This is a genomic window from Paractinoplanes pyxinae, from assembly GCF_026626335.1.
Taxonomy (GTDB): domain Bacteria; phylum Actinomycetota; class Actinomycetes; order Mycobacteriales; family Micromonosporaceae; genus Actinoplanes; species Actinoplanes pyxinae.
The window spans coordinates 546,682-561,948 of record NZ_JAPNTZ010000007.1 but is presented as its reverse complement, the minus strand read 5'-3'; the positions used below and the strand labels follow the sequence as shown (position 1 = coordinate 561,948).

Sequence of the window (15,267 nt, the reverse complement as noted above, 5' to 3'; positions counted from 1 at the left end):
CCCCGCGGGAAAGGGGGCCCCGCCTCGACGGCGGAGGCGCGGGCGGCGAGCGTGCCGATCAGGGAGGCGCAGGCGGCGTCGCAGGCCCGTACCGAGGCGACCGACTGACGCACCGTCTCGCCGGCCGCCGGGGCCAGCGACTTGTTGACCCCGCCGCGGCGGGGCGACTCGCTGATCGCGACCTGCAGGGCGGTGACGGCGGCGATGATCTCGTCTTCGGAGCCGGCGCCGGCCCGGGTGAGCTCGACGGCGACCTGCTCGGCGATCTGCTGCGGCTCGCCCTGGGCGGTCAGCCGGCCCGGCTCGGGCAGCGCGTCGAGCACGGCCAGCGCGAGCGGGTGGGACGGATCGGGGTAGGCGCGCAGCGCGGCCGGATAGAGCTCGCGCAGCACCTCGCGCAGCGCGATGGCTGCGGCGTGGCGGCCGCTGAGCAGCGCGACGTGCGCGGCCAGCACCGGCTTGTAGCTGACCAGATCGCGCGGCACCGGCAGGCTGCCGGCCTCGAGCGCGCCGGCCTGCAGGGCCCGGGCCAGGCCGACGGCCCGCCGGGCGGCCGGCGGGGCCTGCATCTCTTCGACGGAGTCGTCGTCGGCGAACCGCTCGGCGAAGTCGTCGGTGGTGTCGTCGTCGGCCACGACCAGCGGCCGGCCGGCCGCGGTGAGCAGGGAGGTGACCAGGTGGTCGTCGCTGTCGGCGGCGACCGCGGCGTCGGTGAATCCACTCGTACGTTCCACGAGGATCGCGCCGAGCTCGGCGTAGCCGCCGGGATCGTCACCTATCTCGTGAACGCCGAGCAGTCGTCCTGCGTCGTCGACCACGGCGATGGTCAGAGGTGTGGCCGAGGCCCCACGCACCGATTCATCCGCCGACGCCAGACCGCAGTACACGCGCACGAGCGCCACGGCGTCGTCCTCCTCCCCGAGGCAGCTGTATGGCCAAGAGATGATGGTCCCTGTTGAGGGGTCAGTCGCGCCAGTCCACAGCTGCAGAGATCTTGCCGATTACCGAGCGCCAACCGAGACTTGCCTGTTGTGCCCCGATTTTCTTCAATCGGCGGCGACCGAAGAAACCCCCCATTCCGCCACTTTCCGCGGACCGAAGGGATTCGTCCAGATCATCGAGCGGCGAACCGGGCGACAGTGCCAGGATCACCGGCTTGAGCCGAAGGGCGTGACCCAGGTCACGCGCCACCTCGCCGGCGGCGATGAGGAGCGGCAGGTCCCACGTGTCGTGGCCGCCCCGCAGGTTTTCCACCACGAGGTCGAGCTCGTAGCGGTCCTCCGGCAGGGGGTCGACGTCGGTCGACTGTACCTGCTCGGCCAGGGTGCTCCAGGAGTCGAGTTGTGCGAGGTCGTGCGGAGCACCCGAACGAATGAAGGAGACCAGCGACTCCGGGCTCTTGAAGGCGATCAACCGGCCCTTGTGGCTGAGGAAGGCGGGTACCTCTTCGTCGTCCGCCTGGGCGGCGGCCTCGTCGTCCGGCTCGTCCTCGAAGTCGGACGGATCGGGCTCGTCGGCGGTCTCGGCGTCGCCGCTCTTGCGGCCATCGGCCTCGCCCTCGGCCAGCAGCGCCTGGAACTCCTCGTCGACGATGACCTCTTCGTCGTCGTCCTCGTCGCGGACGGCGGTGGCGCGCTTGCGCTCGAACGGGTCGTCCTCGGTCTCGGTCTCGATCTCGGTCGGGGTCAGCGTGGAGGCCTTGCGGTAGGCCCGCAGGGTGAGCGCCACGCCGCCGGGCAGCGCGATCTCGACCGGCTCGACGCCGACCTTGTCCCAGAGGTCACGCCCGGAGAGTCCGGACTCGGACTTCGCGGCCTCGGGCGCGGACGCCACGGGCTCGTCGGACTGGCTGGTCACGGTGACCTCCGGGGTCTTTTCTGGCCTACGGGACTAGTGATACTGCCGACACACCCTAGTGGGCGTGCCTGGGCGAGGGCTGACCGTCCCCCGCACTTCCCCATTGACCGGTGAGAAACGGTCAGAAACCCTTCGGGTGCCAGACCGTCTTGATCTCCAGCAGAGCGGTCATGGCGGCCGTGCCCGGGTCGTCCGTGTAGTCAACGCCCGAAGTGGGGCGAAGGACCCGCTTCAAAGTGCCGGCCGCCGCCCTTTCGAGTTCGGTGGCCAGCTCGGGGTCGTCCACGCCGGACAGGTCGAGCGCGTTCACGTCGTCGTGCGAGGCGAGCCACGGCGCGATCTCGGCGGCCTTTCCGGTGAGGATGTTCACCACCCCGCCCGGGACGTCGGAGGTGGCCAGCACCTCGGCCAGGGTGATCGCGGCCTGCGGGTTGGACGCGACCACGACCACGGTGTTGCCGGTGACCACGGCCGGGGCGATCACGCTGACCAGGCCGAGCAGCGACGACGGGGCGATCACGCCGACCACGCCGGTGGGCTCGGGGGCCGAGATGTTGAAGAACGGCCCGGCGACCGGGTTGGCGTTGCCGGCCACCTGGGCGATCTTGTCGGACCAGCCCGCGTACCAGACCCAGCGGTCGATCGCGGCGTCCACCTCGGCCGCGGGCACGCCGAGAGAGGCGAACTCGGCCCGGCGGGCCTCGACCATCTCGGCGATGCGGTAGAGAACCTGACCCCGGTTGTACGCGGTGGCGCCGGCCCACTTGGGCTGGGCGGCCCGGGCGGCGAGCACCGCGTCGCGGGCGTCCTTGCGGGAGGCGAGGGCCACGTTGTCGCCGTCCACCAGATAGGTCCGTCCTGACTCGCTGCGTGGGAACTTGCCGCCCACGTAGAGCTTGTAGGTCTTCCGCACCGCCAGGCGGGCTGAAGTCGAAGACTCAGGCAAGGTACGCCTCCAGGCCCTGCCGGCCGCCCTCGCGACCGTAACCGGACTCTTTGTAACCGCCGAACGGCGACGTGGGATCGAATTTGTTGAACGTGTTGGCCCAGACGACGCCGGCCCGGAGCTTGTCGGCCACGGCCAGGATCTGGGAGCCCTTCTCGGACCAGATGCCGGCCGACAGCCCGTACGGCGTGTTGTTGGCCTTCTCGATCGCCTCGGCCGGCGTACGGAAGGTCAGCACCGACAGCACCGGGCCGAAGATCTCTTCCCGGGCGATGCGATGGGCCTGAGTGACGCCGGTGAAGATCGTCGGGGCGAACCAGAAGCCACGGTCGGGCAGCTCGCAGGGCGGCGACCAGCGCTCGGCGCCTTCCTGGCCGCCGATTTCCGACAATTCAACAATCTTGTCCAGCTGGGCGCGCGAGTTGATCGCGCCGATGTCGGTGTTCTTGTCGAGCGGATCGCCGACGCGCAGGGTGGCCATCCGCCGCTTGAGCGAGGACAGCAGCTCGTCGGCGATGGACTCTTGCACCAGCAGGCGGGAGCCCGCGCAGCAGACGTGGCCCTGGTTGAAGAAGATGCCGTTGACGATGCCCTCGACGGCCTGGTCGATCGGCGCGTCGTCGAAGACGATGTTGGCCGCCTTGCCGCCCAGCTCGAGCGTCAGCTTCTTGCCGGTGCCGGCCACCGAGCGGGCGATCTGACGGCCCACCTCGGTCGAGCCGGTGAAGGCGACCTTGTTCACGTCGGGGTGCTCGACCAGGTAGCGGCCGGTGTCGCCGGCGCCGGTGACGATGTTGACCACGCCCGGCGGCAGTTCGGCCTGGCGGCACACGTCGGCGAAGAAGAGCGCGGAGAGCGGGGTCGTCTCGGCCGGCTTGAGCACCACGGTGTTGCCGGTGGCCAGGGCCGGGGCGATCTTCCAGGCCAGCATCAGCATCGGGAAGTTCCACGGGATGACCTGGCCGGCCACGCCGAGCGGACGCGGCTCGGGGCCGAAGCCGGCGTACTTCAGCTTGTCGGCCCAGCCGGCGTAGTAGAAGAAGTGGGCCGCGACCAGGGGCAGGTCGACGTCGCGGGACTCCTTGATCGGCTTGCCGTTGTCCAGCGATTCGAGCACGGCCAGCTCGCGCGAGCGCTCCTGGATGATCCGGGCGATGCGGAACAGGTATTTCGCGCGCTCGGAGCCGGGCCGGGCCGACCAACTGGTGAAGGCGCGGCGGGCGGCGGCGACGGCGCGGTCGACGTCTTCCGGGCCGGCCAGGGCGACCTCGGTCAGCACCTCTTCGGTGGCCGGGTTGATCGTCTTGAAGGTGTCTTTGGCCTCACCGAACTCGCCGTCGATGAACAACCCGTACGAGGGGGCGATGTCGACGATCGAGCGGGATTCCGGAGCGGGAGCGTATTCGAACATCGGCCTCAGTCCAGGGTGAAGTAGTCCGGACCGGCGTAGTGGCCGGTGGTGAGCTTGGTGCGCTGCATCAGCAGGTCGTTCAGCAGCGAGGAGGCGCCGAAGCGGAACCAGTCGGGGTGCAGCCAGTCGTCGCCGCAGGTCTCGTTGATCATCACGAGATACTTGATGGCGTCCTTGGTCGTACGGATGCCGCCGGCCGGTTTGACGCCGACCTGCCGCCCGTAGCGCTCGCGGAAGTCACGCACCGCCTCGAGCATGACCAGCGTGACCGGCAGGGTGGCGTTGACGTCGACCTTGCCGGTGGACGTCTTGATGAAGTGGGCGCCGGCCAGCATGGCCAGCCAGGACGCGCGGCGGACGTTGTCGTACGTCCCGAGCTCGCCCGTCTCGAGGATGACCTTGAGGTGGGCCGGGCCGGCCGCCTCTTTGACCGCCACGATCTCGTCGAAGACCTTGCCGTAGTCGCCGGCCAGGAAGGCGCCGCGGCTGATCACCATGTCGATCTCGTCGGCGCCGCCGGCCACCGCGTCACGGGTGTCGGCCAGCTTGACCTCGAGCGGGGCCTGGCCGGACGGGAAGGCCGTGGCCACGCTGGCCAGGTGGACGCCGGAGCCGGCCAGCACGGCGGCCGCCGTCGGCACCATGGCCGGATAGACGCAGACCGCGGCGACGGGCGGGCAGGTGGGGTCGGCCGGGTCGGGCCGCAGGGCCTTGGCCGAGAGCGCGCGGACCTTGCCGGGGGTGTCGGCGCCCTCGAGGGTGGTGAGGTCGACCATGCGGATGGCCAGGTCGATGGCCTGCGCCTTGCTGCTGGTCTTCACCGATCGGGTGCCCAGCGCCGCCGCCCTGGCCTCGATGCCCACCTTGTCGACACCGGGCAGACCGTGCAGGAAGGTCCGGAGATCGGCGGGTGAATCGGGCAGGCCGGACAGCCTTGACGTCGCTGTCGCAGTCATGAGAACGATTCTACGCGGGCCCCCGACAGTTGATCTTGAATGACCGGTAGGTTGATCGGCGTGGACGTACTCGTCGTAGATCACCCGCTGGCTCAGACCCGGCTCACCGCCATGCGCAAGGCCGAGACGGACTCCGGCGTGTTCCGGGCGTCCCTGCACGAGCTGACCACGATGGTGGTCTACGAGGCGGCGCGCTCGTTCGCCACCGAGACGTACCCGATCAGCACGCCAGTCGCTCCCACCGAGGGCATCCGGCTGGCCAACCCGCCGCTGATCGTGCCCGTGCTGCGGGCCGGCCTGGGCATGGCCGACTCGGCGCTGGCGCTGCTGCCCGAGTCGTCGATGGGCTTCGTCGGCCTGGCGCGCGACGAGCACACGTACGAGCCCCGGGCGTACATGGAATCGCTGCCTGGCGACCTCTCGGGCCAGCCGGTGCTGGTGCTCGACCCGATGCTGGCCACCGGCGGCTCGCTGCTGCACTGCTGCCAGCTGCTGGTCGACCGCGGGTGCACCGACGTGATCATCTGCTGCGTGCTGGCCGCCCCCGAGGGCATCAGCCGGCTCGAGAAGTCCGGCCTGCCGCTGCGCCTGGTCACCGCCTCGATCGACGAGGGCCTGAACGAGAAGAAGTACATCGTCCCCGGCCTGGGCGACGCGGGCGACCGCCAGTTCGGCGGCATGCGGAGGTTCTAAGAGGTAAAGCTCCAGCTGAGAGCCTTCCCCTGAGCGAACGGCATGACGCCGTGGAAGACGGTGGGGGAGTCGGCGAAGACCAGCGGCAGGAAGTGCCGGTCGGACTCCCACATCGGCACCTTGCCCGCGAGCACGTCGTCAATCGGCACCCAGTGCAGGCTGCCCTCGTCGTTGCCGGTCAGCGGGGTGCCCGTCCAGGCGGTGACGCGGAACAGGAAGCCGAACCAGTTGGCGCCGCCGCGGCCGAAGCCGGGCCACGAGATCGTGCCCGCCATCTCGACCGCCGTGCACTCGATGCCGGCCTCCTCGCGGATCTCGCGCCGCAGCCCGCTCACCACGTCCTCGTCCGGTTCGAGCTTGCCGCCCAGCCCGTTGTACTTGCCGTAGTGGAGGTCGTCGGGCCGCGTGTCCCGCCGGACCATCAGCACCTCACGGCCGTCGGCGGACAGGACGTACCCGAGGGTCGCGATGATCGCCTGCACGCCAGCACTCTAGAAGACCCGTTACAACCGGGATATAACCGACCTGGCGATCTGATTGCGTGACTGGGGACACTATCGTTTCGATCCATGACCTCCATGCCTCTCGCCGAGGAACTGCTCCTCCTCGCGTACGACGACCAGACCGGCAAGGCGACCGGTTCCCGCATCGGGCTCGACCTCGGCATGGCCGCGGCCGTGCTGGTCGACCTCGCGCTGGCCGGGCGGATCGCGTACGTCGACGGGTACCTGAAAGTCATCGACCCCAGCCCGATCGGTGACGCGATCGCCGACGCCGTGCTCGCCAAGGCCGCCGAGGACGAGCCGCACACCCCCGCCCAGTGGGTCCAGCGCCTGCGGCACCGCCTGCGCACCCGTGTCCTCGAAGACCTCGTCGCCCGCGGCGTGATCCAGGACATCGACGAGACCCAGATGGGCGTCATCCACGTGCACCGCTACCCGACCACCGACCCGGCCTTCGAGGCCGAGATCCGGGGCCGGCTGGCCGACGCCCTGACCAGCCAGGCGCCGTGCGACGAGCGCACCGCCGCGCTGGCCACCCTGCTGGTCGCGTGCCGCATGGAGCCCAACCTGCGCCTTCCCGCCGACGAGGTTGCCCGGGCGCACGAGCGGCTCGAGCAGATCGCCTCGGGCGCCGGCTTCATGGCCGGCGGCAACCTGGAGGACTCGATCGTCCGGCCCAGCGTGGCCCTCGTGGTGGCGACGCTGGGCAAGGCGATCCAGGCCGCGCTGGGCGCGCCGAAGCCCGCCTGATCAGACTCCGAGCGCGGCGGCGATCTCCCGCCGCAGCTCGGCCAGGCCGTCGCTCGCCCTTGACCGGGCGGCGGCCAGATCTCCCTCGGCCACCGGCTCGACCACCTCGAGGTAGGCCTTGAGCTTGGGCTCGGTGCCGGACGGCCGGATCACCGCACGGACCGCCCCGGTGCGGAAGGTCAGCACGTTGTTGGCGGTGTCGTCGGTGATGCTCGCGGGCGCCCCGAGCAGGGTGGCCGGCGGCGCCTGCCGAGCCCGGGTCATCGCCGCCCCGATCTCGGCCAGGTCGTCGACCCGCACCGAGAGCTGGTCGGTGGCGTGCACGCCGAACTCGGTGGCCAGCTCGTCGAGACGATCCAGCAACGTACGCCCCTCGGCCTTGAGCCCGGCCGCGAGCTCGGCCACGGTGAGCGCCGCCGTGATGCCGTCCTTGTCGCGCACCATGCCGGGGGCCACGCAGTAGCCGAGCGCCTCCTCGTAGCCGTACGCCAGCTCCTCGGCCGCCCGCACGATCCACTTGAAGCCGGTCAGCGTCTCGGCGTAGGGCACTCCCCGGGCCGCGCAGAGGCGGCCCAGCAGCTGCGAAGAAACGATCGTGGTCGCGTACGTCCCCGGAACGCCCCGCCGGATCAGGTGATCACCGAGCAGTGCGCCCAGCTCGTCGCCACGCAGCGCCCGCCACCCGCCGCCGGCCGTGGGAACGGCCACCGCGCACCGGTCGGCGTCCGGGTCGTTGGCGATGGCCAGGTCGGCCCCGGACGAGGCGGCCAGCGCGAGCAGCCGGTCCATCGCGCCCGGCTCCTCCGGGTTGGGGAAGGCGACGGTGGGGAACTCCGGGTCGGGCTCGGCCTGGGCCGCCACCACGGCCGGGGCCCGGAAGCCGGCGGCGGCGAACGCGGCCAGCAGTGTGGCGCCGCCGACGCCGTGCATGGGCGTGTAGGCGACGGTGAGGTCACGCGGACCGTCGGCATCGAGCACGGCGGCCGCGCTCCGGGCGTACCCCTCAATAGTTTTCTCGTCGACCAGCGTGCCGGCCGAGCCGAGCGGGATGTCGGCGATGGGCCCGATGGCCCGGATGGCCGCCTCGATGCCGGCGTCGGCCGGCGGCACGATCTGAGCGCCGTCGCCCGCCGGTCCGCCCAGCTCACGGCCCAGATACACCTTGTAGCCGTTGTCCTGAGGCGGGTTGTGGCTCGCGGTCACCATGACCCCGGCCACGGCGTCGAGCGCGCGGACGGCGTAGGCCAGCACCGGGGTCGGCTGCAGCGACGGCATGATCAGCGCGTCCCGGCCCGAGCCGGTGGCAACCCGGGCCGTCTGCTTGGCGAACTCTTTCGAGCCGTGCCGGGCGTCGTAGCCGATCACCAGTGGGCCCTGCCCGCCCTGCGCGGCGAGCCAGCCGACGAGCCCGGCCGCCGCCCGCGTGACGACCGCGAGGTTCATGCCGTTCGGCCCGGCTCGCAGCCGTCCGCGCAGCCCGGCCGTGCCGAAGGTCAGCGGGCCGGCGAACCGGTCGCGCAGTTCGGACGCCGTGCCGGGCAGCCCGGCCACCAGCCGGGTCAGCTCGTCCCGGGTGGCCGGGTCGGGGTCGTCGGCCAGCCAGGCCTCGGCGAGGGTACGCAGTTCGTCGTCAGGCGCCATCAGGGATTGATAGCACGCCGCGAACCCTCAGGAGGCCTGCAGGGCGTAGGTCTTGATCATCTGGTCGAAGATCGGCTTGCTGGCCGCGAACTGCGACTCGTTCGAGGTGAGGAAGAACGAATACGCCTTGCCGCCCGCGATCACCGCGCCCCAGAGACCGTGCCGGGCCTGCTCGCCGGTGCCGCACTTGTACTCGAGCACGGCACCGTCCCGGCCGGCGATCTTGGTGTCGGTCAGGCCGACCTGCGCGTACGGCTTGGGGCAGTTCGCCGACTTGGTCCGCAGCGTGTTCTCGGCGACGCCCAGGAACGACTGCGGGGTGGCCCGGGACGAGGCGTCCTCGACCAGGATGCGCACCTTGCGCTTGGCGTCGGCCGGGTCCACGTAGTCGACCCAGACGCCACCCGACGACTTGCGGGTCCACGCCTTGGGCACGGCCACCGTGATGCCGCGGTCGTTGTACTGCTGGGTCGGCAGGGCGGCCGGCTTGACCGCGGCGGCCGTGGGGCCGGCCTGCGGGGTGCCGGGGTCATTGCTGCCGGAACCGACCAGCGAGAAGACCACGATCAGCAGCACGACCACGGCCAGCGCGCCACCGCCGGCGATGAGCTGCTGCTTGCGCGGCCAGCCCTTGACCGTGGTGACCGCCTTGCCGGTGGTCTCGCGGGCGGTGGTGACCGCCTTGTCGATCATCGCCTTGCGCTTGGCCGCCGGGCTGGCCACCACGGTGCCGGGCATCGGGTCGTGCGCCGCGCGGGCGCCGTTCCAGGCCTGACGCGGCGGGAGCATGCTCGTGGTGTCACCCGTGGCCGGCATCAGCCCGGTGGGCGCCGGCTCGGCGGCCCGGCGGCGGCCGCCGCCCGAGGTGGGGGCGTTCTCTTGCTGCAGCTTGTTCAGGTGGTCGGTGAGCGAGTCGCCCGGCGCGAGCATGGCCCGGCCGCCGATCTGGCCGCTGGGCTGCGGCGGGATCGGCTGGGTCTCGACCGGCGCCGCGGGCGGGCGCTGAGCCGGGACCACCGAGTACGGGTCGGTCATCATGTGCGGCGGGCTCTTGCTGGCCAGCGGGCCGGCCAGTTGCTGCCGGAGCAGGGTGCGGGCGGTGCCCACGTCCATCCGGCGGGCCGGGTCCTTCTCGAGCAGGCCCATCAGCACGGGGGTGAGCGAGCCGGCCCGTACGGCCGGGGTCGGCGGGTCTTCCACCACCGCGTGCATGGTCTCGATCGGGTCGCCCTTGTCGAACGGGGGACGGCCCTCGACCGCGGTGTAGAGCGTGACGCCCAGCGAGAACAGGTCGCTCGGCGGGCCGAACTCGCTGCCCATGGCCCGCTCGGGCGAGATGAAGTGGGGCGAGCCGAGCACCATGCCGGGGGTGGTCAGCTGCACGTCGGTGGGCATGCGGGCCACGCCGAAGTCGGTCAGCACGCAGCGGCCGTCACCGCAGATGAGCACGTTGGCCGGCTTGACGTCGCGGTGCAGCACGCCGTGGGCGTGCGCGACCTCGAGCGCGCCGAGCAGCGCGATGCCGATCTTGGCGACCACCCGCGGGGGCACCGGGCCGTCCTCGATGACCATGTCGGCCAGGCTGCGCGCGTCGAGCAGCTCCATCACGATCCACGGCCGGCCGTTCTCGTGCACGACGTCGTAGACCTGCACCACGGCGGGGTGCTGGAGGGCCGCCGCGGCGCGGGCCTCACGCATGGTGCGCTCGTACATCGCGTCGCGGTCGCTGGGGGCGAGACCGGGCGGGAGGATGACTTCTTTGATGGCCACGTCGCGTCGCAGCAGCGTGTCAGCTGCGCGCCACACCGTGCCCATGCCACCGTGGCCCACCGCGGCACGCAACGTGTATCGCCCGCCGATGAGCGTGCCCGGGGCTGCGCGTCCGCTGGTGGGAGCGTTGTTGCCGCCGCTCCACGTCGGAATCTGAGTCACTGAGGATGCCACCGAGGGGGTGTAGGGGGCCGTCGACCAACCCCGCTATCTTGCCGTGCCCCCGCCCCGATTTGAAAGTCACCGCCGACGTGTTCCGGTGAACTCGACGGTAGGTGACGGTGAAATCGCATTGTGTCCACCGATTCGGACGCAGAGTGCGAAAGTCCTCACGCTCCAGGGTTGAACGAAGCCTTAGGATTCCCGATGTGAACGCGGAGTCGGGTTTCGAGATCAAGCCGGTGTACCGGGAGGGCGACGTCGCTCCGGACGCGCCGATCGGTGAGCCGGGCGAGTTCCCGTACACCCGCGGCGTCTACCCGACGATGTATACGAAACGCCCGTGGACCATGCGGCAATACGCCGGCTTCGGCACGGCGGCCGAGTCCAACGCGCGCTATCACCAGCTGCTGGCGGCGGGCACGATGGGCCTGTCGGTGGCGTTCGACCTGCCCACCCAGATGGGCTACGACTCGGACGACGCGATCGCGCACGGCGAGGTGGGCAAGGTCGGCGTGGCCATCGACTCGCTCGACGACATGCGGCAACTCTTCGACGGCATCCCGCTCGACCGGGTCTCGACCTCGATGACGATCAACGCGCCGGGCTCGGTGCTGCTGCTGCTCTATCAGCTGGTGGCCGAGGAGCAGGGCGTTCCCGGTTCGGCCCTGCAGGGCACGATCCAGAACGACATCCTGAAGGAATACATCGCGCGCGGCACGTACATCTTCCCGCCGAAACCGTCGTTGCGGCTGGTCGCCGACACATTCGCGTATTGCCGGGCCGAGATCCCGAAATGGAACACTATTTCGATCTCCGGCTATCACATGGCCGAGGCCGGGGCCACGCCCGCTCAGGAAATCGCCTTCACGCTGGCCAACGGCATCGAGTACGTGCGGGCGGCACTCGCCGCGGGTCTGGCCGTCGACGATTTCGCGCCCCGGCTGTCGTTCTTCTTCGTCGCCCGTACGACGCTTCTCGAAGAGATCGCCAAGTTCCGCGCGGCCCGGCGCATGTGGGCCCGGATCATGCGGGACGAGTTCGGCGCCCAAGATCCAAAATCGCTGATGCTGCGCTTCCACACCCAGACCGCCGGGGTGCAGCTCACCGCCCAGCAGCCCGAGGTCAACCTGGTGCGGGTGGCCATCCAGGCGCTCGGCGCGGTGGCCGGCGGCACCCAGTCGCTGCACACCAACGCCTACGACGAGGCGATCGCCCTGCCCACCGAGAAGTCGGCCCGCCTGGCCCTGCGCACCCAGCAGGTCCTGGCCTACGAATCGGGCCTCACCGGCACGGTCGACCCGTTCGCCGGCTCGTACGCCATCGAGGCTCTGACCGACGAGGTCGAGAAGCAGGCCACCGAGCTGATCGAGCGCGTTTTCTCGTACGGGTCCTCGGTCGACGCCATCGAGCAGGGCTTCCAGAAGCAAGAGATCGAGGCCTCGGCCTACCGCATCGCCAACGAGATCGACAACGGCGAGCGGGTCGTGGTCGGGGTCAACCGGTTCGCGGCCGACGAGGAGGAGCGCTACGAGCCGCTCCGCGTCGACCCGGCGATCGAGGCGGCCCAGGTGGCCCGGCTGGCCGCGCTGCGGGCCGCGCGCGACAACGAGGCGGTCGAGGCGGCCCTGGCGGATTTGGCGAAGGCCGCCGGTGGAACCGAGAACGTCCTACCGTTGATGAAAGAGGCGTTGCGTCTTCGTGCCACTGTGGGCGAGGTATGCCACACCTTGCGCGGTGTGTGGGGCGTCTACCACCCGGTCGAGCGTTTCTGACCATCGCGTGGCACCGTTGAACCTGCGTCACCCCTCGCATTCGTAACCGGTTGTCGGGGGTGAGGGAGCCACCAGCTCCCGTACCCAGGGTTTTTGTCACCGTGCGCTATCCATCGGGCACGGGAATGGCGTTGCACAGCGTCACCTAAAACGGTCTAAGCTGTCGCGCGTCGCAAAAACCTGACAAAACTTCGAGAGTGCGGAAACCGACGTGACTACTACTCTGACGGAGCCCGAAGGGGCCCATGCGGAGTGGCCCGGGCCTCTGCCCGGCGCCGAGCCCCTGCCCGGCCAGCTCGACCGCTGGCTCGCCACCCGTGGCGCGGAGCTCGTAGCGATTCGTCGGCACATTCACGCCCACCCCGAGCCGTCCTACCGCGAGTTCGAGACGGCCGCCCTGGTCGCCCGCGAGCTGGCCGTGGCCGGGCTGTCGCCGCGGATGCTGCCCGAGGGCAACGGTCTGATCTGCGACATCGGCGAGGGCGACCGGGTCATCGCGTTCCGCGCCGACCTCGACGCGCTGCCCCTGCAAGATCTCAAGGACGTGCCCTACAAGTCCACGGTGCCCAAGGTGGCGCACGCCTGCGGTCACGACGTGCACACCACTGTGATGCTCGGCCTCGGTCTGGCCCTGCAGCAGCTCGCCGAGAGCGGTCAGCTCCCGGGCCGGGTCCGGCTGATCTTCCAGTGCGCCGAAGAGACGGTTCCCTCCGGCGCGCCCAAGCTGATCGCCGCGGGCGCGCTCAAGGACGTCGCCGCGATCTTCGCGCTGCACTGCTACCCGCAGCTGCCGTCCGGCCTGATCGGCGTGCGCTCGGGCCCGTTCACCGCGGCCGCCGACACGGTCGACATCAAGCTGAGCGGCCCCGGCGGGCACACCGCCCGCCCGCACCTGACGGCCGACCTGGTGTACGCGCTGAGCAAGGTCATCGTGGACGTGCCGGCCCTGCTCGGCCGCCGGGTCGACCCGCGGGCCGGGCTGTCGATGGTGTGGGGCGCGGTGCACGCGGGCGAGGCGTTCAACGCGATCCCGGGCGAGGGTGTGGCCCGCGGAACCGTGCGCATCCTCTCGCGCGAGGCCTGGCGGACGGCGCCCGAGCTGGTCACCCAGCTGATCAAGGATGTGGTCGCGCCGACCGGGGCCCAGGTCGAGGTGGGCTACCACCGTGGCGTCCCGCCGGTGATCAACGACCGGATGGCGGCCGCCGTGATCGCCGGTGCGGCCGGGGCCGCGCTGGGCGCCGAGCGGGTGGTCGAGGCCGAGATCAGCATGGGCGGGGAGGACTTCGCGTTCTACCTCGACCAGGTGCCGGGCGCGATGATCCGGCTGGGCACGGGCGTGCCCGGCTCGGACGAGAAGCACGACCTGCACCAGGGCGACTTCGATGTGGACGAGACCTGCATCGGCTACGGAGTCCGGGTCATGGTCCACACCGCTCTGGCCGCTCTGGCGACAGGCGCGTTCTAGAGATCTTGCCGCCCTGGCCGGCGGCGTCTCAGCGCGACAGGCGCTTTCTAGAGGGTCCGCCGCGCTCGCCGACGGCACCTCAGCGCGGCAGGCGCTTTCTAGGGCTCGTCCTGCTGCGCGGGCGGCCCCGAAACCGGGGGCTGCACCGCCGGCGGGGGCTGGTGGGCGAAGGCCGGGGCCGGTCGCGCCGCCCGACGGGTGCGGTTGTAGCGCCGTACGGCGTAGACGATGCCCCAGATCGGCAGGCCGAACGCGATCAGCCAGGGCAGCAGCGCGCCCAGCACCGTCAGCAGCACCTTCAGCGAGGCCAGCAGGGCGTCCCAGCCCGCGCCCAGCCCGCTCAGGAAGCCGGGCGGCCCCTCCTCGACCACCGCGTCGGCCTCGGGGTCGAGCAGCGTCACGGTGATCGTCGAGAGGGCGGTCAGGTCGGCCAGGTTGCGCTTCTTGGCCTGCAGCGAGGCGAGGTCGGCCTCCCGCGTCGCCACCTCACGTTCGAGCATCACCAGGTCGTTCAGCGACTTGGCCTGGGCCAGCAGCTTGCGCCCGCTGTCGACCCGGGCCTGCTGCACGGTGATCCGGGCATCCAGGTCGATGGTCTGCTCGGTGACGTCCTCGGTGCTGATCTGCCGCTGTTCCTCGGTGCCCAGCTTGGACAGTTGGTCGACCGTCGCCCCGAACTTGTCGGCCGGGACGCGCAGTTCCATCGTCGCCGTGTCCGCCCCGGAGCCGCTGCTCCGGTTGTCCCCGCTGACGAAGCCGCCGGCCGTCTTGGCGACGCCGGTGGCCTGACCGGCCGCGGCGTCTACGTTCTCGACCCGTACGGTGATCGTGCCCCGATAGATGATGGAGCGCTGGTCGACCCGCAGGTCGGGCGCCTTGGCCGCGGTGTCGGCGCCCTCTGCCTTTTGTGCCTCGCCCACCTGGGGCGCGGCCTCGCCCACGGCAGGGGCGTCGGCCGCGGACATGCCGGCCGAGTTCTGTGAGTCGTCCGATCCGCACCCGGCGAGCAGCAGACCGGTCAAGACGACTGTTCCGAGCAAATATGTGGTTCGCGAGCGAGCACGCATGCTTTCTCCCCATCCCCGTTTCGGTGTGCGCAAGACGTGTTTCGTTACTGGGGTCGGCTTGCGGCGAGGTCCAGATTTCGTCTGCGTGCGGCCCGCGGAAGGCCGGCTACCGGTGTTGTAACCGGCCTTTCGCGGGACGTGCGCAGGCGGAATCTGGGCCCCGGCGCGGGTCGGGCCCAGTGACGAAACACGTCTTAGGACGTGCGGCGAAGCCATTCCGGTTCCGGCAGACTGCGAGATGAGCGGTTACGAATCGGCAGCGGAGGGATCC

12 protein-coding genes and 1 pseudogene are annotated in these 15,267 nt (G+C 70.8%); 4 read left to right on the top strand and 9 right to left on the bottom strand.

The features are described from left to right. The 5 genes and pseudogenes from OWR29_RS22690 to deoC form a co-directional block, all read right to left on the bottom strand. A pseudogene (locus OWR29_RS22690) lies at positions 1-902 on the bottom strand (transposase); the annotation flags it as partial. Positions 903-963: 61 nt separating this feature from the next. Next, positions 964-1,857, bottom strand: a complete 894-nt coding sequence (locus tag OWR29_RS22685) for a SatS C-terminal domain-containing protein (protein WP_267565085.1) — start codon at positions 1,855-1,857, stop codon at positions 964-966. A gap of 121 nt (positions 1,858-1,978) precedes the next feature. Further along, complete coding sequence (locus OWR29_RS22680) at positions 1,979-2,803, bottom strand: aldehyde dehydrogenase family protein (protein ID WP_267565084.1); 825 nt, start codon at positions 2,801-2,803, stop codon at positions 1,979-1,981. Beyond that, entirely contained in the window at positions 2,796-4,214 is a 1,419-nt protein-coding gene (locus OWR29_RS22675; protein WP_267565083.1) for an aldehyde dehydrogenase family protein, read from the bottom strand. The genes OWR29_RS22680 and OWR29_RS22675 overlap by 8 nt, the downstream gene beginning before the upstream one ends. A gap of 5 nt (positions 4,215-4,219) precedes the next feature. Next, positions 4,220-5,170, bottom strand: coding sequence for a deoxyribose-phosphate aldolase (gene deoC / locus OWR29_RS22670; RefSeq protein ID WP_267565082.1), 951 nt, complete (start codon positions 5,168-5,170; stop codon positions 4,220-4,222). 60 nt (positions 5,171-5,230) lie between these two features. On the opposite strand from deoC, the gene upp reads away from it, so the two are divergent. Continuing rightward, positions 5,231-5,863 carry a uracil phosphoribosyltransferase gene (gene upp / locus OWR29_RS22665; protein WP_267565081.1) on the top strand — a complete coding sequence of 211 codons (633 nt, stop codon included), beginning with the start codon at positions 5,231-5,233 and terminating at the stop codon, positions 5,861-5,863. Here upp and OWR29_RS22660 read toward each other — a convergent pair. Continuing rightward, positions 5,860-6,345, bottom strand: a complete 486-nt coding sequence (locus tag OWR29_RS22660; protein ID WP_267565080.1) for an NUDIX hydrolase — start codon at positions 6,343-6,345, stop codon at positions 5,860-5,862. The genes upp and OWR29_RS22660 overlap by 4 nt on opposite strands. A gap of 87 nt (positions 6,346-6,432) precedes the next feature. On the opposite strand from OWR29_RS22660, the gene OWR29_RS22655 reads away from it, so the two are divergent. Further along, positions 6,433-7,116, top strand: coding sequence for a GOLPH3/VPS74 family protein (locus OWR29_RS22655; RefSeq protein WP_267565079.1), 684 nt, complete (start codon positions 6,433-6,435; stop codon positions 7,114-7,116). Here the strand turns inward: OWR29_RS22655 and OWR29_RS22650 are convergent, their stop codons facing one another. After that, a complete protein-coding gene (locus OWR29_RS22650; RefSeq protein WP_267565077.1) occupies positions 7,117-8,757 on the bottom strand; it encodes a phospho-sugar mutase in 1,641 nt (546 codons plus the stop codon). It lies immediately after the preceding gene. A gap of 27 nt (positions 8,758-8,784) precedes the next feature. Then, positions 8,785-10,689, bottom strand: coding sequence for a serine/threonine-protein kinase (locus OWR29_RS22645; protein WP_267565076.1), 1,905 nt, complete (start codon positions 10,687-10,689; stop codon positions 8,785-8,787). A gap of 206 nt (positions 10,690-10,895) precedes the next feature. Between OWR29_RS22645 and OWR29_RS22640 the strand changes: the two genes are divergently transcribed. Both OWR29_RS22640 and OWR29_RS22635 read left to right on the top strand, forming a co-directional pair. Then, entirely contained in the window at positions 10,896-12,461 is a 1,566-nt protein-coding gene (locus OWR29_RS22640; RefSeq protein ID WP_267565074.1) for an acyl-CoA mutase large subunit family protein, read from the top strand. A gap of 211 nt (positions 12,462-12,672) precedes the next feature. Then, a complete protein-coding gene (locus OWR29_RS22635; protein ID WP_267565073.1) occupies positions 12,673-13,929 on the top strand; it encodes an amidohydrolase in 1,257 nt (418 codons plus the stop codon). Between the two features lie 98 nt (positions 13,930-14,027). Here OWR29_RS22635 and OWR29_RS22630 read toward each other — a convergent pair whose 3' ends face one another. Continuing rightward, positions 14,028-14,996, bottom strand: coding sequence for a DUF4349 domain-containing protein (locus OWR29_RS22630; RefSeq protein WP_267565072.1), 969 nt, complete (start codon positions 14,994-14,996; stop codon positions 14,028-14,030). Positions 14,997-15,267: the final 271 nt, after the last annotated feature.

Bases quoted from the DNA above. Each gene is read 5' to 3' on its own strand.
- OWR29_RS22675 (WP_267565083.1), bottom strand. From the start codon at position 4,214: ATGTTCGAATACGCTCCCGCTCCGGAATCCCGCTCGATCGTCGACATC.
- deoC (WP_267565082.1), bottom strand. From the start codon at position 5,170: ATGACTGCGACAGCGACGTCAAGGCTGTCCGGCCTGCCCGATTCACCC.
- OWR29_RS22655 (WP_267565079.1), top strand. From the start codon at position 6,433: ATGACCTCCATGCCTCTCGCCGAGGAACTGCTCCTCCTCGCGTACGAC.
- OWR29_RS22650 (WP_267565077.1), bottom strand. From the start codon at position 8,757: ATGGCGCCTGACGACGAACTGCGTACCCTCGCCGAGGCCTGGCTGGCC.
- OWR29_RS22630 (WP_267565072.1), bottom strand. From the start codon at position 14,996: ATGCGTGCTCGCTCGCGAACCACATATTTGCTCGGAACAGTCGTCTTG.